Origin of the sequence: Rhizobium sp. BK377 (assembly GCF_014193935.1) — a bacterium.
Taxonomy (GTDB): Bacteria; Pseudomonadota; Alphaproteobacteria; order Rhizobiales; family Rhizobiaceae; genus Rhizobium.
The window spans coordinates 1-18281 of the sequence record NZ_JACIAC010000012.1; the positions used below are offsets into that span (position 1 = coordinate 1).

Annotated in this window: 17 protein-coding genes and 1 pseudogene; 7 read left to right on the forward strand and 11 right to left on the reverse strand. The window is 56.7% G+C overall.

What is annotated here, in order from left to right; translation table 11 throughout:
* Positions 1-108 (reverse strand): LysR family transcriptional regulator (locus FHT92_RS28410; protein WP_183831430.1); only part of this gene is annotated, 108 nt, incomplete at its 3' end.
* A gap of 183 nt (positions 109-291) precedes the next feature.
* Between FHT92_RS28410 and FHT92_RS28415 the strand changes: the two genes are divergently transcribed.
* The 3 genes from FHT92_RS28415 to FHT92_RS28425 all read left to right on the forward strand — a co-directional run bounded on the left by FHT92_RS28415 (position 292) and on the right by FHT92_RS28425 (position 1373).
* Complete coding sequence (locus FHT92_RS28415) at positions 292-510, forward strand: helix-turn-helix domain-containing protein (protein ID WP_183749933.1); 219 nt, start codon at positions 292-294, stop codon at positions 508-510.
* Positions 511-705: 195 nt separating this feature from the next.
* A complete protein-coding gene (locus FHT92_RS28420) occupies positions 706-933 on the forward strand; it encodes a CopG family transcriptional regulator (protein WP_183749925.1) in 228 nt (75 codons plus the stop codon).
* A complete protein-coding gene (locus FHT92_RS28425; protein ID WP_183831439.1) occupies positions 930-1373 on the forward strand; it encodes a TA system VapC family ribonuclease toxin in 444 nt (147 codons plus the stop codon). The genes FHT92_RS28420 and FHT92_RS28425 overlap by 4 nt, the downstream gene beginning before the upstream one ends.
* 146 nt (positions 1374-1519) lie before the next feature.
* On the opposite strand, the gene tnpC is transcribed toward FHT92_RS28425, so the two are convergent.
* The 9 genes and pseudogenes from tnpC to FHT92_RS28470 all read right to left on the reverse strand — a co-directional run bounded on the left by tnpC (position 1520) and on the right by FHT92_RS28470 (position 10193).
* Positions 1520-3052: an IS66 family transposase gene (gene tnpC, locus FHT92_RS28430; RefSeq protein ID WP_183831448.1), complete on the reverse strand. Its 1533-nt coding sequence runs from the start codon at positions 3050-3052 to the stop codon at positions 1520-1522.
* A 71-nt stretch (positions 3053-3123) separates the two neighbouring features.
* Complete coding sequence (tnpB, locus tag FHT92_RS28435; RefSeq protein ID WP_113436194.1) at positions 3124-3480, reverse strand: IS66 family insertion sequence element accessory protein TnpB; 357 nt, start codon at positions 3478-3480, stop codon at positions 3124-3126.
* The gene (tnpA, locus tag FHT92_RS28440) at positions 3477-3908 is read right to left on the reverse strand and encodes an IS66-like element accessory protein TnpA (protein ID WP_183831457.1); all 432 of its coding nucleotides are present in this window, start codon (positions 3906-3908) and stop codon (positions 3477-3479) included. The genes tnpB and tnpA overlap by 4 nt, the downstream gene beginning before the upstream one ends.
* 384 nt (positions 3909-4292) lie before the next feature.
* Complete coding sequence (locus tag FHT92_RS28445; RefSeq protein WP_183831459.1) at positions 4293-4721, reverse strand: type II toxin-antitoxin system VapC family toxin; 429 nt, start codon at positions 4719-4721, stop codon at positions 4293-4295.
* Positions 4721-4975 (reverse strand): type II toxin-antitoxin system Phd/YefM family antitoxin, encoded by a 255-nt coding sequence (locus FHT92_RS28450; protein ID WP_183749889.1) that lies wholly within the window; start codon positions 4973-4975, stop codon positions 4721-4723. Before FHT92_RS28450 ends, FHT92_RS28445 begins: the two co-directional genes overlap by 1 nt.
* A 66-nt stretch (positions 4976-5041) precedes the next feature.
* Positions 5042-5769, reverse strand: a pseudogene (locus FHT92_RS28455) (IS3 family transposase); the annotation flags it as partial.
* A 64-nt stretch (positions 5770-5833) separates the two neighbouring features.
* Positions 5834-6535: a response regulator transcription factor gene (locus tag FHT92_RS28460; RefSeq protein WP_183831461.1), complete on the reverse strand. Its 702-nt coding sequence runs from the start codon at positions 6533-6535 to the stop codon at positions 5834-5836.
* A gap of 136 nt (positions 6536-6671) precedes the next feature.
* Positions 6672-7196, reverse strand: coding sequence for a Dps family protein (locus FHT92_RS28465; RefSeq protein ID WP_183831463.1), 525 nt, complete (start codon positions 7194-7196; stop codon positions 6672-6674).
* Between the two features lie 117 nt (positions 7197-7313).
* Complete coding sequence (locus tag FHT92_RS28470) at positions 7314-10193, reverse strand: ATP-binding protein (RefSeq protein ID WP_183831465.1); 2880 nt, start codon at positions 10191-10193, stop codon at positions 7314-7316.
* 299 nt (positions 10194-10492) lie between these two features.
* Between FHT92_RS28470 and FHT92_RS28475 the strand changes: the two genes are divergently transcribed.
* The gene (locus FHT92_RS28475) at positions 10493-11377 is read left to right on the forward strand and encodes an N-acyl homoserine lactonase family protein (RefSeq protein WP_183831467.1); all 885 of its coding nucleotides are present in this window, start codon (positions 10493-10495) and stop codon (positions 11375-11377) included.
* A 31-nt stretch (positions 11378-11408) separates the two neighbouring features.
* Here FHT92_RS28475 and FHT92_RS28480 read toward each other — a convergent pair whose 3' ends face one another.
* Positions 11409-13703 carry a PAS domain-containing sensor histidine kinase gene (locus FHT92_RS28480; RefSeq protein ID WP_183831469.1) on the reverse strand — a complete coding sequence of 765 codons (2295 nt, stop codon included), beginning with the start codon at positions 13701-13703 and terminating at the stop codon, positions 11409-11411.
* A gap of 247 nt (positions 13704-13950) precedes the next feature.
* Here FHT92_RS28480 and FHT92_RS28485 point away from each other — a divergent pair, with 247 nt between their 5' ends.
* The 3 genes from FHT92_RS28485 (at position 13951) to FHT92_RS28495 (ending at position 18188) form a co-directional block, all read left to right on the forward strand.
* Positions 13951-14250, forward strand: coding sequence for a hypothetical protein (locus tag FHT92_RS28485; RefSeq protein ID WP_183831471.1), 300 nt, complete (start codon positions 13951-13953; stop codon positions 14248-14250).
* A 300-nt stretch (positions 14251-14550) separates the two neighbouring features.
* Positions 14551-15777 (forward strand): MFS transporter, encoded by a 1227-nt coding sequence (locus tag FHT92_RS28490; RefSeq protein ID WP_183831473.1) that lies wholly within the window; start codon positions 14551-14553, stop codon positions 15775-15777.
* Positions 15777-18188 (forward strand): ATP-binding protein, encoded by a 2412-nt coding sequence (locus FHT92_RS28495; RefSeq protein WP_183831475.1) that lies wholly within the window; start codon positions 15777-15779, stop codon positions 18186-18188. The genes FHT92_RS28490 and FHT92_RS28495 overlap by 1 nt, the downstream gene beginning before the upstream one ends.
* Positions 18189-18281 lie beyond the last annotated feature (93 nt).

Below are 18281 nucleotides of genomic sequence, written 5' to 3' on the forward strand. Positions count from 1 at the left end.
GATCGCGTCTGACAGGCCAGGCTGGGTTATACTCACCTTGGCTGCGGCTCTGCCGAAATGCAGCTCCTCTGCCACCGCAACGAAGTAGGATAGCTGGCGTAGTTCCATGATCCCTCTCTCTTTTACTGACGAAAGGAATTGCCTCCCGCCGCGGACGAGAGCTAGCTATGGTTCTTTTCGAGAATCACGCCTGACGTGAATGATCGTTTGAGACCACGATACGCAGAGAAAATCGCCACGTCAAGGCGATTTCGATAGGAGATAGCGATTTTGTTGCCCGTTCAATGCAAGATGGCACGAACCGCTCTCAACATGAGTGTGAAGGATCTTGCTGCTTCCGCAAGCGTATCAACAAACACGCTTGTCCGCTTCGAGCGTGGCGAAGAACTCAAGCCGAGAACAATCGCTGCGATCCGATTTGCATTAGAAAACGCAGGGATCATTTTCATTGAAGGAGACTACCAGGGCGCCGGCGGCCCCGGCATTCGTCTCAAGGATCCAACTGGCTAATCGCGGTCTGGCAACTCATCGGTCGCCTTGAACAGGTTCGAACCGGAGACCCGTGGTTCGTGCGCAGATTTGAGAGTGTGATTTTCAGCCGTTTTCACGCTGACAGTTTGGCGCAATATTGCGTCCTATTCACCTTGAGACGGCCGACCGCTTGCTTTATATGATGCGTGATGATTGATGCGCGATGAGGCAGATATGAGAACGACCTTGGCAATCGACGACGATGTCCTGATCGCGGCAAAAGCGATGGCAACCCAGCAGCACCGGAGCGTCGGCGAGGTCATTTCTGAGCTCGCGAGACGTTCTCTTCGCCGACCGCCCAGCAGCGCTGAGCGCAATGGCATTCCTCTCCTGTCAGTTCGGCCAGGTGCGCCGCCAGTGACGCTCGACATCGTGAACGCCTTGCGTGACGAACTGCCGTGACTTTCCTGCTCGACGTCAATGTACTGATTGCCTTAATTGATCCGGGCCATGTAGCTCATGATGACGCGCACGAGTGGTTCACGGCGATGGGTCAGGTCGCGTGGGCTACCTGCCCGATTACCGAAAATGGTGTCATCCGGATTGTCGGCAACCCCAAATACCCTAACTCTCCTGGTTCACCGGCACTCGTGATGGAGATCGTCCGCAAATTGCGCTCGCTCCCCGGCCACAGTTTTTGGCCCGACGATGTGAGCCTTGTTGGATCAGGTGATATCGCTCCCACAAAGATACTAACACCGGGACAAGTAACTGATACCTACTTGCTTGCGCTAGCCAAGGCGCGTGGTGGCCAGCTGGCGACATTCGACCGCAAGCTGTCAGCAGCAGCGGTTACAAGGGGCAATTCTGCCTTGCACCTGATCACCACAGGTAGACCGTGAGTGTGCCCGACCCAGCGCCTTGATGAGATCTGAACCGGCGACCACGCTACTTCCGATCGAACTAGAGTGCCGACGCAGTCCGGTCCTCGATCTTAAGCCGCGATCGAGCTCATACTGAATTCGTGACTAAACAGTAAGCGCTGTTTTCAGGCCACGTCTTTGAGTTCGTTCCTTGCGGCATAAGTCCACGGCAGCAGGTCGTCGATTTGGCTATTTGGATGGCCGTTGGCGATCCTGGTGAGGACGTCTGAGAGATAGGCCAGTGGCTCGACATGGTTGAGCTTGGCGGTTTCGATAAGCGACGCGATGGTTGCCCAGTGTTCTGCCCCGGCGTCTGAACCTGCAAATAGTGCATTCTTGCGATTGAGCGCAATTGGCCTGATGGATCGCTCGACGGTATTGGAGTCGATCTCGATCCGGCCATCGTCGATGAACCGGGTCAAGCCATCCCAGCGTGACAAGGCATAGCGGATTGCTTCGGCGAGCTTCGTCTTCTGACTGATGAGGCCGAGTTGTTCGCGCAGCCAGGGAGCGAGGCTATCTGTGATCGGTCGGCTCTTCTCTTGGCGCGTGGCGGTACGCTCCTCGTGTGTGAGGCCACGTATCTCGTCTTCAATCCTGTAAAGTTCGGCGATGCGTTTGAGCGCCTCGCTGGCAATGGGTGCTGGACCGGCGGCGGCGAGTTCATAGAAGCGGCGGCGAACGTGAGACCAGCAGAAAGCCAGTGACACGGTGTTCTTTGCCGCGAGTGGGCGATATCCACTGTAGCCGTCGACCTGCAGAATGCCGACGAAGCCGTCGAGATGGGCCATCGGTCGCTCGCCTTTGCGATCCGGGGCATAGATATAGGCGACGCCGGGCGGGTCATTTCCTTGCCAAGGGCGGTCGTCCCGCGCATAGGCCCAACGCTGCCCGGTCTTAGTCTTGCCACGACCCGGGTCGAGCACGGGGGCTGTCGTCTCGTCGGCGAAGAGCTTCGACGATGACTTCAAATGATCGAGCAGCCGCTGATGGACAGGACGCAGATGCCAGGCGGCGCGACCGACCCAGTCGGCGAGCGTCGAGCGGTCGAGGTCGATACCTTGACGCTTATAGATTTGCGCCTGGCGATACAGTGGCAGGTGGTCAGCATATTTGGAGACCAGCACCTGGGCGACGGTGGCCTCGGTCGGAATGCCGCCTTCAATCAGTCTTGCCGGGGCCGGAGCCTGGACCACGACTTCTTCGCAAGCCCGGCAAGCATATTTCGGGCGGCGCAGCACAAGCACGCGGAACTGGGCGGGCACAATGTCGAGCTTCTCGCTGACGTCTTCGCCGATCCGATGCAGGTCATTGCGGCAGCAGGGGCAGGCATGGTCATCAATATCAACTACGATCTCGATGCGCGGCAGATGGGCTGGCAGCGAACCTCTGTTCGTGCGGCGTTTGGCGACCTGCGCCTGTCGAACAGCGGGAGAGGCTTGCTCGTTGTCCTCCAGACCGGCAGCCTCGACTTGCTCGGCCTCTTCAAGCCCAAGCAGGAGCTGATCTTCTGGGAGCGTCTCGGCACGGCGACCGAACCGGTGGCGCTGCAATTCCTTGATGATCTGACGCAGACGGGCGTTCTCCGCCTCGCGCGAAAGCACCATCGCTTTCAGCGCGTTCAGATCATCCGGAAGCTCGTCCGACGTTATCGCCATGGATCGAGAACAGCATATTTTACCGCTCGGATCGAGAGGCTGGATGGCGCTGATTCAATTGGTCGCGGCCGTCATCCAGCCTTTACCGGCGTGCGCGTTTCGCTTGGCGCATGAACGCGTTTCCAGTCCAATCCCTCGAACAAAGCCGAGAACTGGGCCGCTGTCAGATGCATCGCGCCGTCCTGCATTCGAGGCCAATGGAACTCGCCATCCTCAAGCCGCTTGGCAACCAGGCACACGCCGCTGCCATCCCAGAAGATCAGCTTGATCCGGTCCGTTCGTTTGGCGCGGAACACATAAATCGTGCCAGAGAATGGGTCAGCACCCATCTCCGCCTTCACGAGCGCCGCCAATCCCTCAGCACCTTTACGGAAGTCGACGGGCTTGGTGGCGATCATCACCTTTACCGCACCGGACGGACCGATCACGACTGAGCCTTCAACGCCTGGATCACAGCAGCAATTGTCGCGCTGTCCGTGCCAGATGCGATCCTGACGACCGCGCCGCCAACCTCCAGCTCGATTGCCGCAACTGGAAGTGCACTCCTCGTAATCGTCTTTCGCCGTGTCGGAGGCGGCTCTACCGGACGATCAAATACTGCTGCCACAAACATCGGCGGCGAGTCTTGCTGCGCCTGACTCCGCGCCTGCCGACGCCAGGTAAACAATTGTCCGGGAGACAACCCGTGCCGACGCGCAACAGCACTGACCGACATCTCGCCGCTATAGCTCTCGGCGACAATTCGGTCTTTCTCCTCGTCGCTCCAGTCGCGGCGACGGCCAGTTCCCGTAAAAACCTCAAACCGTTGCACCGGCACGTCTGCACTGGTGCCATGCGTAAACCCTGTAACCGTCATATGTCGAAGCCTCGTTCGGCAACAACATCAACAATCACGCGCTGATCCGGAAGGTGGGGTCAAAACACCGCTTACACTAAACAGAAGACCTTTCTGCTTAGTTTCCCCCTCTTGCCGCGGTTGAATTGGAGGTCGAGCCAATGCGAGAGGTCTCCAAGCGCCTCCCAAATATCTGAACAGTCTGACTGACTAGAAACGGAAAGCTGGGGCTTCGAACACAGCCCTCCGCGACAGACACGGGCTCTTTGATTTTGAAACAACGCTAGCGCTGATCCAATTCGACTTCTTCGGCTAATCGTGACCCCGCCTGGTATTCATGGCCTTAGTGCCAACCCTCGGTCGGAACCAATTTGGCTGCCTTGCCGGCGCGATCCTACTGACACATCAGGCGGGTGGAGCATCCCAGGGATTTTTAAGTGCGATCCCGAGGGTCTCGAAATCTTTGACGTTGCGTGTCACCAGCGTCATTCGCCGCGTGAACGCCGTCGCTGCGATGTAGGCATCGTTGATTGGCTTGGGGTGAGGCACATGCCATTTGGCTGCCTGACGGGCGGCCGCCTCGTCAAGGGCGAGGATACGTCCGGAAAACGCGGTTAAAACGGCATTTTCCAACCAATTCCGCAGCACCTTCCCGGCCGCAGCATCGTTGTGCTCCACCAGCCGGACGCCAATCTCGAGTTCATGCAAAACGACAGACGAAATAAAAGTCTCTTCCGGATCTACGGTTTCGTTCCAAACCACGACATTGGGATCGGCCCTGCCGCTTGCGACCTTGCGCAACTCCGACACCACGTTGGTATCGAGCAGCAGCATCAGGACAGGTCAACCGGCTGAGCATGTTCCGTGCGCGACACGAGCGGCAAGTCGACGTCCTCCGCACCCGGCGCCGCGAGCATATCGCCGAGCGTGCGCGTTTTGCCGGTAAGCCGTTTATAATCCTCGAACGACAAAAGGACATGGGCGGGCCGGCCCCTGTCGGTGATGATCACAGGCCCTTCCTGGGCGGCTCGCTTGGCGCGACCTAAATCTTGATTAAGTTCTCGGCCCGAAAGTGTGGTGACGCTCATAACAAGCCTCCAATGATCGTGGTTACGTAACCACATTTAGTTCATATGGGGCTGATTTACAAGGTTGAAGCGTGCATCCACTGCCGGCGAGAAGCGCGAGAAGGTATCGACCACCGTCAGAACCCTGGTCTTGCGGCCAGTGGCCAACTGGTCATGAACGAAATCCATTGCCCAGACGTGATTGGAATGGGTCGGCTCCGTGCGGTCGGTTCGCAGCTTCGCCTTGACCCGACGCTTGGGAACCTTGTTGCGGAGTTGCAGGTCCATCTCCTTGTAAAGACGATAGATTCGCTTCGGATTGACGGGCCAGCCGTCGCGCGTGAGCAGCACGTGCACGCGACGATAACCGTAACGCAGCCGTGTCTGGCAGATCTCTTTGATCTTCAGCTTCAACTCGGCCTGCTCGCCGCGCCTGGACTTGTAGACATAAAGCGACCGGTCAATCTTCAGCACCGAACATGCGCGCCGGATAGAAACCTTCCAGTCTGCCTTGATCGTGTCGACAAGCTTGCGCTTGCGGGCAGGCTTCAGAGCTTTTTTGACAGCACGTCCTGAAGCATCGCCTTGTCCAGCGACAGGTCGGCAACAATCCGCTTCAGCTTGGCATTCTCCTCCTCGAGCTGCCGCAACCGCTTCATCTCTGACGGCATCAGACCGGCATATTTTTTGCGCCAATTGTAGAAGGTCGCGTCCGAAATTCCTGCCTTGCGGCAGACCTCACCGATCGGCGTCCCGTCCTCCGCCTGCTTCAGAACAAAGGCGATCTGCGCTTCCGAAAACTTCGAGGCCTTCATGAAATTCTCCTCTTCTGCCCAATAGGGATCATAAGTAGAAAATTCCAAGTCTGAATGGCCTAATTTAACGGGGGCACGTCAGGTGACCGAGCCTGGAATTTTTCCCATCGGCATCAAGCTTGGCCGCCATGTTGACTAGCTCGGGAAGTGAGCGGGCGTTCATTTTCCTCATCACTTGCCCTCGATGTGCCTTTACAGTGATCTCGCTGATACCGAGTTCATAGGCGACTTGCTTGTTAAGCAGCCCGGAGACCACGAAACTCATTACCTCTGTCTCACGGCGGCTGAGAGATGCGTAACTTTCGCGCAATATGTCTAGCTCTGCCTCGAGTTCTTCATATCTAGTGCTTGCCTCTAAGGCGCGTTCGATCGCGTCGATCAATGCCTCATTCTTGAAAGGCTTCGTTAGGAAGTCGACAGCCCCCGCTTTCATTGCCCGGACCGTCGTCCGAACGTCGCCACAGCCGGTCACGAAGATAATCGGCAATCCACTTCGGCTTTCCGAAAGCAATTCCTGCAACTTCAGCCCGTTGAGATCGGGAAGATTGACATCGAGGATAAGGCAATGCGGAGCAAGCGGCTTCGGTTGCGAAAGGAAGGCTCCGGCCGAACCGAAAAGCTCGGGTTTCCACCCGGCACTAAGGATCAGCATCTCCAGAGACTCCAGGATAGAGATATCGTCATCGACTACAAACACTATCGGACGCGTAATTGTCGATGGAGCCGCATGCGCATAGAAGGCTGCATTCGTCGAGAGATTATACATTGCGATACCTCCTTGTTTATGCCCGCAACGGGAAACAACTGGTGGAACCGGAACAAGCGTCGGTGCGCAGACAGATCCATGCCTACCAAGATCATCAGTTCAGAAAAACTAGCGATCCTCCGCGGGGCGACCTGCCTTATTCGTCATTTTCATCCTGCGTGATCGAAAGCAGAACCCAGGCGCGGCCTTCAGCATCATCGGTAAAGTCGGAAATCAGATTCAGACTGACAAAGTCCCCATTGTCGTTACAGAGTTCGTATGCCTCCCGAAGCAGATCGACAATTTGACGATTATCGTCGAGGAGTTCTGCTATCATTTGCCGCGGCTCCAGATAGTGTTGGTCGTTGTCCAACAAACGTTGGAGGCGGGCGACATGACCAACAGACCGGAGTGTCGTCGCTCCCAATTTGCGTACTCGCGCTGCCATAGGCTCCACCGCGGCGAGAATTTGGGCGGATTGTTCGTCCAGCAGCAAATGGTACTCGCGAAAGTGCGATCCTGAGACATGCCATCGGAAATTCTTGGTCTTCAGATAAAGCGCGAAGAAGTCTGCGATGAGCCCTGTGAGCGCGGCCGCAACATTCCTTGTCTCAACGACCTTCAGCCTGGTGCTTTTTTTCCCCGAGGTAATTCGCTTCGGTTCTGGCCACACCTCCTCCACAGTCGTTCCTCCAAGTATGCGCGGGTCCAATGGAGTCAGTTCTAGCGCATCATTACAGGACTTTCCTTGAAGCAAACCTGAAGAATCCTGAAGGAGAATTTTCGCTACGGACTGCGATCAACCGTCGCCGCCTCGTCCATCAATCTCCGGCGATGACAGAGATCCGAGCAAGAGGCGAGCCGCTGATAGATCCGCTGTATCAAACCCTTCGGTGAAACGATCATAAACCGGCGCGAGGACTCGGCGCGCCAAATCCCGCCGGTTCTGTCCAATATGCAATCGTGCCAGACTCATTGAGGCTCTGAGTTCCCAAGTCAAAGCGCCTTGCACCCGCGAGAGACTTATCGCCTTGTTGAAGCACTCCTCTGCCAGCGAATGTGGTTGGGTCAGGGATTGAAGGGCGAGTTGACCTTTGATGCGCAGCAGTTCGCCCACATAGTAAGTCTCTCCACCCCGTTCCGACCATGCAAGTGCACGGTCGATCGTCGCTGACGCTTCGTCCGTTCGATTGAGTCCAGCCAATCCAGTTGCCAGTGCACCCAGGAACTCCGGATACCACACCGTCCATCCTGTGCTGTCACAATGATTGAGTGCTGTCGTCAGCAGCGAGACGCCTTTATCCAGGTCGCCACGCTGGATATGCAGCTTCGCATTCAGGCAATGTGCGGCATTGACCCAGAACGCCGCGCTTCCAGCGGACGCCAAACCCAGTAACCTCTGTACCGCGTGTTCGGCGGCATCGAGATCGCCAGCCATAAGTGCAACCGGGACCGCCGCCAGGCGAAGCACCTCATAGATCAAGGGGCGGCGGTTCGCCGCAGATTCAATACTCTCTCGTGCAGTGACTAGTGCCTGATCAAAAAGCCCTTGCAATGCTAGCACGCGCGCCTGCATCGCCTGCGCGACTGCGTGTTGATCTAGCTGGAGCCAGATCGTGTACCGTTGATCTTTCAGAATCACGTCGTTTCCAAGAACACGCTCCAAATGGCGCCGCGCCTGGCTCTGATCGTCTCCAAAGTGAAGTGCGCTTCCAAGTAGCCGATCAGTAATAAGCGTGATGGCAGGATCGCCGGTCCGTTCGGCAGCGCGCCCGAATTGCAATGCGACCAACCCCGCCATTCGCGATTGACCCGTATTCAAATGCAGGATCCACAAGGCCCATAAAGCCAACACTTGAACCTTCACATCATCGATCTCTCTGGCACCCTCGAGTGCATTGGATAGAGCCGCCCCGCAGCGCTCGGCAGATCTCATCGTAAACATCAACGTGAGCCCGAGAGCGAGATGAAGATGAATTCTGACCGATAAATCGATATTCAGTTCCGGCTCGAGACGGTCAAGCGCGAGCTCCGCGCGGTCGCAACATTCGACCATCAGTCCGAGATACGTCCACACCGGCACATAGGCGACGGTCAGCGCGATTCCGATCGCCACGTCCCCGCCTGAGCCGAAAGACCAACTAAGCGCCGCTCGGACGTTGCTAATCTCCCTCTCGTTCCGGGCCATGTCCTCCTTGGCTGGATCCAACGTCAAGCCAATAGTGGTCGGCGTTATCAGATCACGAAAATACTCGGCATGCCGCCGCGATGCTTGATCAGCTTCATCTTGTTCAACAAGCTTCTCGATCGCGTAGACCCGGATCGTCTCGAGAAGGCGCCATCGGCCACTAGAAACAGATGATTCCAGGGTCACCAGCGATTTCGATACGAGATTTGCGATGCTGTCGGTGATCTCCGAGAGATTAGTCGCGGTCCCATTAAGAACGGTCGCTGCCGCATCGAGCGTAAACCCGCCTGCAAAAACGGCCAGGTGGCGTAGCAGCCGCCTTTCGTTCTCCGGGAGCAGCTCATAGCTCCAATCGAGCGTTGCACGAAGGGTTTGGTGCCTCGGGAGCGCTGTTCGTCGCCCCCCAAACAATAGGCCAAACCGATCATCAAGATGTTTGGCAACTTGTATGGTTCCAAGAACGGCGGCCCGTGCAGCCGCGAACTCTATAGCCAGTGGAATTCCGTCAAGATGTCGACAGATAAGAGCAACGACAGCAAGGTTGTCGGCCGCCTCCGAGAAGTCCACATCCAAAGCCTTAATCCGCTTCACGAATAGCTCGACCGAGCTGCATTGGAGGACATCGTCTGGGCCAGCCTGATCGTCCTGTGGCACGTCTAGCGGCGGCACGCGGTACACTTGCTCACCCGCAATCCGTAGTACTTCGCGGCTTGTCGCTAAAACAGTGACGTGCGGGCACATTCGCACGACTGTTTCCGCAAACTCGGCGGCTGCGTCCACTACGTGCTCGCAATTATCCAAAACAAGGAGAAATTTTCTTCCACCGATCCCGCGTGCCACAGCGGTGGCAGAAGTCTCGCCGCCTAGTCTTACTCCGATAACACCAGCGACAACGGAGGGAACCAACGAAGCGTCTAAGAGCGAGCCTAGCTCCACGAGCCAGCCTTCACCTTGAATGGTAGGAATTAGGGTCCGCGCCACTTCCAGTGCAAGCGCGGTTTTTCCGATTCCGCCCGGTCCAGTCAACGTCACCATTCGGTAGGCTGACAAGAGATCTTGCAAGTATCGCATTGCAGCAGACCGCCCCACCACGTCTGACATGGCGGCCGGAAAATTGGAAACGAACGGCTGAGTTGGTACTTCATTATCCAGTGCCGATACATATTCCTGCCGTCTTAGCCACGTTCCCAGCAACTGATAGCCCCGACCCTTGGACGTCTTCAACATTCCACGATCTTGGCCAAGCGCTTTTCGGACTGCCGAGACATGAACTTGAAGAGTATTTTCCTCGATAATCATACCCGGCCAGACCGCTGCCATCAGTTCATCTTTACTGACGACCCGCCCCGCCGAGTGAACCAAGACCTCGAGGAGATCAAACGCGCGGCCGCCAAGTGCAATAACAATCCCGCTTTCACGCATCTCGCGCCGTCCGAGATCGATCTCCAGCCCTTCACATTCAAAGATCAATGTTGCCTTTTGAGCTGCCATGCGGTTCCCCAGAATTATTTATTTTCACGAAGAAGAAGCGACGATGTTGATTCCTTGAGAGTTCTTATGCTGACAAGTTTTTCCGATAGTCCGGCACCTCATCCTCGGAAGAAAGTTCAATAAGCAAACGTTCCGCCTTCCATACCTAAGTGCAATTACGCGTCACCGAGGGCCTGGCTAACATTCGTCCATCACTTCGCATGTGGCGAGCCATTTAGATGTACATCACGAATGTTCCGACTACCGCGGTTCCATAGTGGAACCACAACCTCTTTTTGCTGCTAGATCGGAGACAGATAATGAAACTTCGTTTTGCAATCACTCAAGTTATTTTCCTCGCGCTCTTCGCAACAGCAGACGTCCGGCAATTGTCAGCGACGGAAGCAGAAAATCATGCTGCGACGATCGATCGGCTCTACCGGGTCGACTGCGGCCATTCCCTTGCGAATGACGAGTCTGTCTGGACGCCCGGCGAGAACAAGGGCAAGTCTATTGAATTCTCGTCGACATGTTATCTAATCCAGCGCGGCAACGAATACCTCATGTGGGACACTGGGGTCCCCGAAACGGCGATCGGTGATCCCAAGGGGTGGTCCACACTTCCCAGCCTTATCGTATATCACCTCGACAAGACGATATCCTCGCAGCTTGCTCAAATTGGGCTGAAGCCAGTCGACATCGACTACGTCCTCGTGTCCCATACGCACGGTGATCATATCGGAAACGTCGGTCTGTTTCAGGACGCCACGGTTGTGATGCAGAAGGCAGAATACGAATGGATCAATTCGCCTCCACCTTCGGACCCGAACCTCAACACGCTTGTGCAGCTAGCTCGGAAGCTCCTCGGACACCCTCTCCGTCTTGAACTCGTGACTGGAGACGTCGACCTGTTCCGCGATGGCAGCGTCAAATTGCTGTCGACGCCGGGGCACACCCCAGGAAGCCAGTCGCTGCTGGTCAATTTGGCCAAGACTGGTTACGTCATTCTGTCGGGGGACGTGGCACACCTGGAGGATAATTTCGAGCGAGACATCGTCCCCGCGCTGAATGTCGATAAGCCCGAATCCATCTCGTCCATGGACCGGATCAAGCAAATCATGAACGAATACGATGCGCAGCTCTTTATCAACCACGACAAGCATCAGGCCGACGGGCTCAAGCTCTTGCCTGATTTCTATGACTGACACTGGATTGACCTGTCGGCGCCAAAACGCTTCACTTCGAGGCGTGCGGTTCCATCCGAGGGTCTCCACCCTCTCGTACAGGAATCGAAAAGGCGAAAGTTGCGCCATGTGGGTCGTTCGCTTCGGCCCAAAGATGACCGTCATGACTCTCGACGATTGCGCGGCTGACGGAGAGTCCTACTCCCATGCCATTCGATTTTGTCGTGAAGAACGGGCTGAACAATTTCTCGGACATGGCAGAATCGAAGACAGGCCCCGCATCCTTCACCGATAAGCGGACGCGATCTGCGTCTTCTCGGACCGTGGCAATCTCCATATCCTTTGAGCGACCAACTGTGCCGTTCATCGCCTCAACGCCATTTTTGATGAAGTTAAAGATAACCTGTTGCAATTGCACGCGGTCGCCTCTCACCAGCGGCAGATCTGCGGCGAACCGTGTCGTCAATCTTACGCCGTTTTTCCGTAGGTCGCTGTGAGCAAACCCAATCACCTCCTGAGCAATCGCGTTCAGATCCACTGTTTCCACGACCGGATCGCTCTTGCTGTAGAGAGCGCGAATTCGTTCGGTGACTTCCGAAGCACGGTTTGCGTCTCGAATTGTCCGCCTGACAGTTTCCCGCGCACTTTCAAGCTGGGGAGGTTCGCTGCTCAGCATGTGAAGCCCGGCGCTAGCGTTGACCAGAATGCCAGAAAGTGGCTGGCTGAGTTCGTGTGCAATGGCAGCCGTAAGCTGCGCCATGCCCATGACTCGAGTCATGTGAGCCAATTTCACCTGGGCCTCGCGCAGATCATCCTGGGCAATCTTCCAGTCATGGATATCGACATTGATGCCGAACCACTCAACCCCACCAGAAGCATCCACGAGCGGATTCCCGCGGCAGATGAACCACCGGTATTCTCCGTCGAAACGACGAAGCCTCGCCTCGCACTCCCCGGGCTCCTTGGTCTCCGCCATTTCCTGCCAGGTTGCCGTCAACTCCGGCAGATCCTCGGGGTGTACCGCCGAAGCCCATCCCCACTCCCGTGCTTCATCCATCGAAAGTCCGAGATAGGTTCGGAAATTGCGGTTGGCAAAGTTACCGCCTCCGTTGGGCAGCGCAGACCAAACCATCCCGGGGATTGTGTCAATGATCAGTTGTAGCCTTCTCTCACTGGAAGCCATCTCTTCCTGAGCGACCTTCCGATCATGGATGTCGATGAGGCTGCCGTACCACATGAGGATGTTGCCATCATCATCGAACATAGGAAGCGCCCTGACATCAACCCAGCGGTAATCCTCGTCCACGCGGCGGCGGTACAAGACCTCGACGTTGTAGGGTTCACCGGTGGCCACGGAGTGCTGCCACGTACGGATGATCCCGGCAACCTGGTCTGGATGGAGCCCTTCTGCCCACCAAAAGCCGTCCGTAAGATCGGACGCTTCTACGCCCATAAAGTCCAGGCCCTTCTTGTTGAGATATCTGATGGCTCCGTCAGGTGTAGCACTCCAGAGCGCCTGAGGAATGGTTTCGGTAAGCTGGCGCAGGTGGATCTCGCTCGATTGCAAAGCTACGGCCGCACGCTTCCTCTCCTCGATATCTACGTTCAGACCGTACCAGCGAACGACGGCACCGCTACTATCCACAAGTGGATTGGTCCGAAAGAGAAACCAGCGATACTCGCCGTCGAACCGACGAAGTCTTGCTTCGGCCTCGCCTCCCTGTCCGGAGGAAAGCATTTCGATCCAGGCGGCTACAAGCCCATTAAGGTCGTCTGGGTGGACAGTGGCTGTCCATCCCGTACCTCGAAGGCTCGCCGCATCGTGACCAACGTACCTCAGATAATGGTCATTGAAGTACTGCGCGGATCCGTCCGGCCCCGCCGACCATGCCAATCCTGGGATCGAAGCTATCACCTCTGTGAGGATCACCTCTCTCGCGGCAGTTCGCCGACTGTCCCCTAGCAGGGTCCCAGGCCTTTTCTTAAATCCGGCCCTTGCCTGGAGAACAGCATGGGAAATGATCCGGCGCTCAATCTCGGTCGGAAAACCATTTCGGCAGGCGCCAATGACCAGCTCGCCGCTAACCCCATCGTGGTCGAGCGGCGTGATAAAGAGGGGCAGCCTCAAGTCACCGATGTCCAATTTTTCAGCGTATCGGGAGTTCCCGAGAGTCGCTTGCTTCAATCCCGCTTCGATTTCACTCGCGTTGAGATCTGGCGAACATTGCAGAAGCTCGATAGAGCCATCCTGGGCTTGGCTTCGGAGAGCCACTGCGACGAAATCGACAGCTAATCCGCGGAGCAAGGAATCAAGAAGCGCCTCGGCAACGAGGATCTCATACTCCATCTGCGATGAAATCCCCGACATAGGTTGTTGCCCTGCGCACCCTTGGATTGCCGAAACGTACAATATCCTATGGCTTGGGCGCCAGCAATTTCACAGCATGCTATCTCGCCTGTCGGCGAGCCTTTTTGGGTCGCACAAGACATGTTCTATCGGAGCCAGAACGTTGGGCCCGATACCATTGGATGACTTGTCGCACCGCTTGATCCACTTTTAACTCGCAACATTCACTTCGTTGCGAGAGGGTCCGATGGAAGGCTCCGAACCTCATGCCGTGCCGACCAGCGTGTCGTCGAGTACACAGCTGATATGTTTGCGACTGTTTTGCGCGGCCAATTCCAATATTCCCTGTGACTCTAAGGAAGGATTCGGCAAAGGGGGCGGTGGTATTGCGCCCGGCGCGCAAGCCAACTCGGCGATTGCGTCGCTAATACTTTTCGGATCAAGTGCTACCCTCTCGCTTGGTGCTCTGGCCAACATGTTCGACAATATGTGGGCAAAGATCATACGAGAGCTCGTGCCGCCACTGCAAACAGGTCTGGGGCTGTAGCCTCGACAGCTACGATCAGTTCACACCCGATGGAAATAGGCCAGATTAAGCGGCCGTGGCCTTGTCGCTCGCCCTCGACGCCGTCCATTGCACCATGATGTAGCTCGGCCGAAGTTCTGCCATCAGAGATTAGAGGCAATACCATAGTATAGTGTGCGTGGTGCAAGTTTGCGGTAACCTCCTGATTGTGAGTACCGTCCATGCTTCCAAGTCACCGGACGCGAGGCGCTTTTCACCACGTGTGCTACGAAACATCGGCAAGGTTTATCTGCGGACGATACGGCCAGAATTGACGGAAAAATGAACTGGGGCGGTCTACAAAGTCATCAGACTATCCGGTGGGCGGTCGCCTACGGCTTGTTCGGCGCACCTCGCTCAGGAGCGTCTATAGCCTTCGCATTGGCAGGACTCTCGATCACGGGGAACCCCGCTACTGGGGCAACGGCGTTCGCGGCCATGACAACCGCGCAACTTGTCGGAGCCTTGCCAATTGCCCGGTTGGGGCGGGGGGCGAACTCAATTGCATTCTTCAAGGCTCTCATCTTTATTCGCACGGCAGCACTGTTCGCTTGCGCTACTGCGTGTGGAGCGGGCGCGCCGTTCGCAGTTTTCATCGCTGCGGCAGTGGCCGCCGGCGTCGTGCAAGGTGCGGCATTCGGCTATCTGCGTGACAGCGCGAACTATCTTGTGGTGCAATCACAGATGACACGAGCCCTCGCCTTGGCAGCCTTTGCGTCGGACCTCACCTTCCTCGTCACCCCGATTCTGGCAGCCAGTCTTGGATCGATATCCGCATCATTCTCGATAGCTGCAATCGCAATACTCGGCGCGGCGCCCGCAATGATCTTGCCGTCCGCACGAAGCAAGGTAGAGCCGCAAGCGGCGGAAACCCGAACCAAATCGCTGACGCCTGAAGTCCTTCTCTGGCTCGGATGCGCCTGTGCCAGTTCCGCCGCGATCAGCGGCATCGAAGTTGGCGCGGTGTCGCTTGCGATGGGGTTCGATCTGCAAGGGGGGTACGGCGCGATATTCACCGGGACCCTGTGTGCGGCGTCGCTTGTCGGGTCCATGGGAAACGGCCTGCTCAACAAAGCCTACTCGAAGCAGCAGGTCGCCGCGATGTTCCTCTCGATCATTATCGGCATAGCGCTGATACTTCAGCATTCCTTCGGTTTATCGATACTCGGCTGCGCGCTTGTCGGGATATGCGCCCCATCGCTCGGCATCCACTACTCATTGCAGCTCAACAGACTGGCGACGCCAGAGATGAGGGCTGAGGTTTTCTCCGTGCTGAAAATTTCGACTTCACTGGGAACTATCCTAGCCTCGGCGACGCTCGGCTGGACTTCTGTCACGCTTACCCTGACCGCTTCGGTATGGATGCTCGCTTGCGCGCTGGCGGCAATTCTCTCGAAAGACTTCATCATTGGGCGACGGCTGACCGAGACGCACCTCAGCGGCGGCGCCGGACTAGCGACGGCTCCTGCGATGACAGCGGGGCGACGAAGTGAACGGAACGACCGTTGATGTCAATTTCACTCGACGAGGAGGCAATCGCGTTTGGGTCCAACGACGGCCTACGACTCTTAAACAGCCTGCCCGGCCTGGTGTGGACAACGGATGAAACAGGCGCCCTGTGCTATGCGAACTCGCGCTTCACAGACTTCACTGGCTTGGTGATCGATCAGGGTGGCTCGCGGCAGTGGGCAAGCTTTCTGCATCCGGACGATCATCTCCTCATCGTTCCGGCGCAGAAGGGTGGCGTTCAATTCCTCGCCGCCCGTTTGCGGCGACGGGACGGACAATTCGAATGGTTCAATCTTTCTGCTTCGCCAATGAAAGGGCTCGGAGGGGAGGTCTGTTGGCTTGCGACGGAACGTCTTGAGAGGGTCGACAACCAGATTGACAACGCCGATCGTGACTTTCGGAGTTTCCTAGATTCCTTGTCACTCCAGGCGCTTCTACTAACGCCTTCTCTGGAGCTTAAGTTTGCAAATCAAGCAGCATGGCGGTGGTATGGCTTATCACCAGGCGCTCAGGTGCAAGACAGATCAGGCCAATTCAATCTTAGCAAACTGAAAGAAATCGCCTTTCGTTTGCAGGCGGGGAAGAACGGAAACGAACCAGCTGTCGTGTCGTATCAAGCGCTCTCTGCGGACGGAACGCTGCGCTGGCTGGAGGCACAGGTCGTACAAATTCGCATTCAAAACGGAGAATTGGCGGGCTATTGCGTACTTCAGAGCGACGTCCAGGACAATCGGGAATCCTCCCACCTCCTCGCGCAGGAAATGGAGATACTCGAAATGATCGCGCGAGGCGCACCGTCGGCAAGTGTTCTTCAACGGCTTTGCGATGTTGTCGCGGATCTGGTTCCGGACCTCGTTTGTGGCTTCCTCGAGCTTTCGCTTGACCGCAAGCTCTTCCGAATGGGGGCGGTTACTAGGCTGCCAGGCGAGTTCAGGGAGATTTTCGACGGAAAGAGCGTGATCTCGGACAACAACCCCTGCTCCACGGCCGCTTTGACAAAAAGGACTGTCGAGATCGCAAATCTGGCCGAAAGCGACCAGCGTGAGACGTCGATGGGCGAGATCATGTTGGCCAACGGTCTGAATTACTGGCAGGCCATTCCCATTCTGTCCCCCTATGGGAACACGGCCGGGATATTTGCAATCCTACGTCACCAGCAAAGAAACCTCGAACCTCGCGAGCAGCAAATAGTCGATCGAGCGAAGCATATCGCAGCTATCTCCATAGACCGGACGCGTCACGAGGAAGCTCTTGTCAGACGAGAGACGCAGGTCGAGCGGAGCCAGGCTCAGCTCGTAGCGGCTCAACGCATTAGTTCAACAGGCAGCTTTACATCTGATATCCAGCGGGATGAGAACATCTGGTCTGAGGAGTTCTACAGAATATTCGACCTCGACCCTGAGCTCGAGCCAAGCATCGACGCGGTCAGGGAGCGGGTCCATCCGGAAGACCTGGAACTCTTTGACTTCGAGATGAAGAGAGGGTTCGCTGGCGAGGATGCTGATTTCGTCTTTCGGATCATCAGGACAGACGCGTCCGTCAGATTCATTCGAGGACTTGCCAGGGCAACACACTACATCGGCGATCACCCGGTGTTCATGGGAACGGTACAGGACATCACCGAGACAAGACGAGCGGAAGATGCTCTTCGACGCGGTGAGGAAGCCCTGTTAAAGGCGCGAGAAGAACTCGCATACGTCTCCCGCGTGATGACAATTAGTGCTCTGACGACCTCCATCGCGCACGAGGTGAGCCAACCACTTTCGGGCATTCTCGCGAACGCCAATGCATGTGTCCGTCTATTGGCGCTCGATCCGCCGAACATCGCCTCCGCAACAGACACTGCCCGGCGGACGATCCGAGACACCATGCGTGCGACCGAAGTTATCAAGCGACTTCGGGCTATGTTCAATCGGCAATCTCCAGCAATGGAGGAAATCGACCTCAATGAGATAGCTCGCGAGGTGATTGCGTTATCGACGCGAGACATGCGTGGGAAATTTATCGTGCTGGAGGCCAAGCTGACGCCAGAGCTGCCGTCCGTCAGCGGCGATCGCATTCAGCTTCAGCAGGTCATTCTGAATATGGTCCTGAACGGGATCGAGGCCATGGCAGAGATCGAGGGGCGACCTCGCCGTCTGCTCGTGCGAACCGCGCTGGCGGGCGAGGACATGCTCACCTTGTCGATCTCGGATGCGGGCGTCGGCATCGCCGCTGACGCTGCGGACAAGATGTTCGAACCCTTTTTCACGACGAAGAGGAACGGGATGGGTATAGGCCTCTCCATCAGCCGTTCGATCATCGAAAACCATGGCGGCCGGATGTGGGCGATGCCGAACGACGGGCCAGGCGCGACGGTTGCCTTCTCTCTTCCGAGCCTTGGCAAGCCGACTGACCGATCGGCGACGTGAAATGAACTCGGCAGGCAGCCGATACCTAAGTCTGGTTTTGCAACACCTCGAAGGCAGCTATTCTTCGATCATCGCCTCCTCCTAGGGCGATAC

Bases quoted from the DNA above. Each gene is read 5' to 3' on its own strand.
- FHT92_RS28415 (WP_183749933.1), top strand. From the start codon at position 292: ATGGCACGAACCGCTCTCAACATGAGTGTGAAGGATCTTGCTGCTTCC.
- FHT92_RS28420 (WP_183749925.1), top strand. From the start codon at position 706: ATGAGAACGACCTTGGCAATCGACGACGATGTCCTGATCGCGGCAAAA.
- tnpC (WP_183831448.1), bottom strand. From the start codon at position 3,052: ATGGCGATAACGTCGGACGAGCTTCCGGATGATCTGAACGCGCTGAAA.
- tnpA (WP_183831457.1), bottom strand. From the start codon at position 3,908: ATGACGGTTACAGGGTTTACGCATGGCACCAGTGCAGACGTGCCGGTG.
- FHT92_RS28445 (WP_183831459.1), bottom strand. From the start codon at position 4,721: ATGCTGCTGCTCGATACCAACGTGGTGTCGGAGTTGCGCAAGGTCGCA.
- FHT92_RS28450 (WP_183749889.1), bottom strand. From the start codon at position 4,975: ATGAGCGTCACCACACTTTCGGGCCGAGAACTTAATCAAGATTTAGGT.
- FHT92_RS28460 (WP_183831461.1), bottom strand. From the start codon at position 6,535: ATGTATAATCTCTCGACGAATGCAGCCTTCTATGCGCATGCGGCTCCA.
- FHT92_RS28470 (WP_183831465.1), bottom strand. From the start codon at position 10,193: ATGGCAGCTCAAAAGGCAACATTGATCTTTGAATGTGAAGGGCTGGAG.
- FHT92_RS28475 (WP_183831467.1), top strand. From the start codon at position 10,493: ATGAAACTTCGTTTTGCAATCACTCAAGTTATTTTCCTCGCGCTCTTC.
- FHT92_RS28480 (WP_183831469.1), bottom strand. From the start codon at position 13,703: ATGGAGTATGAGATCCTCGTTGCCGAGGCGCTTCTTGATTCCTTGCTC.
- FHT92_RS28485 (WP_183831471.1), top strand. From the start codon at position 13,951: ATGGAAGGCTCCGAACCTCATGCCGTGCCGACCAGCGTGTCGTCGAGT.
- FHT92_RS28490 (WP_183831473.1), top strand. From the start codon at position 14,551: ATGAACTGGGGCGGTCTACAAAGTCATCAGACTATCCGGTGGGCGGTC.
- FHT92_RS28495 (WP_183831475.1), top strand. From the start codon at position 15,777: ATGTCAATTTCACTCGACGAGGAGGCAATCGCGTTTGGGTCCAACGAC.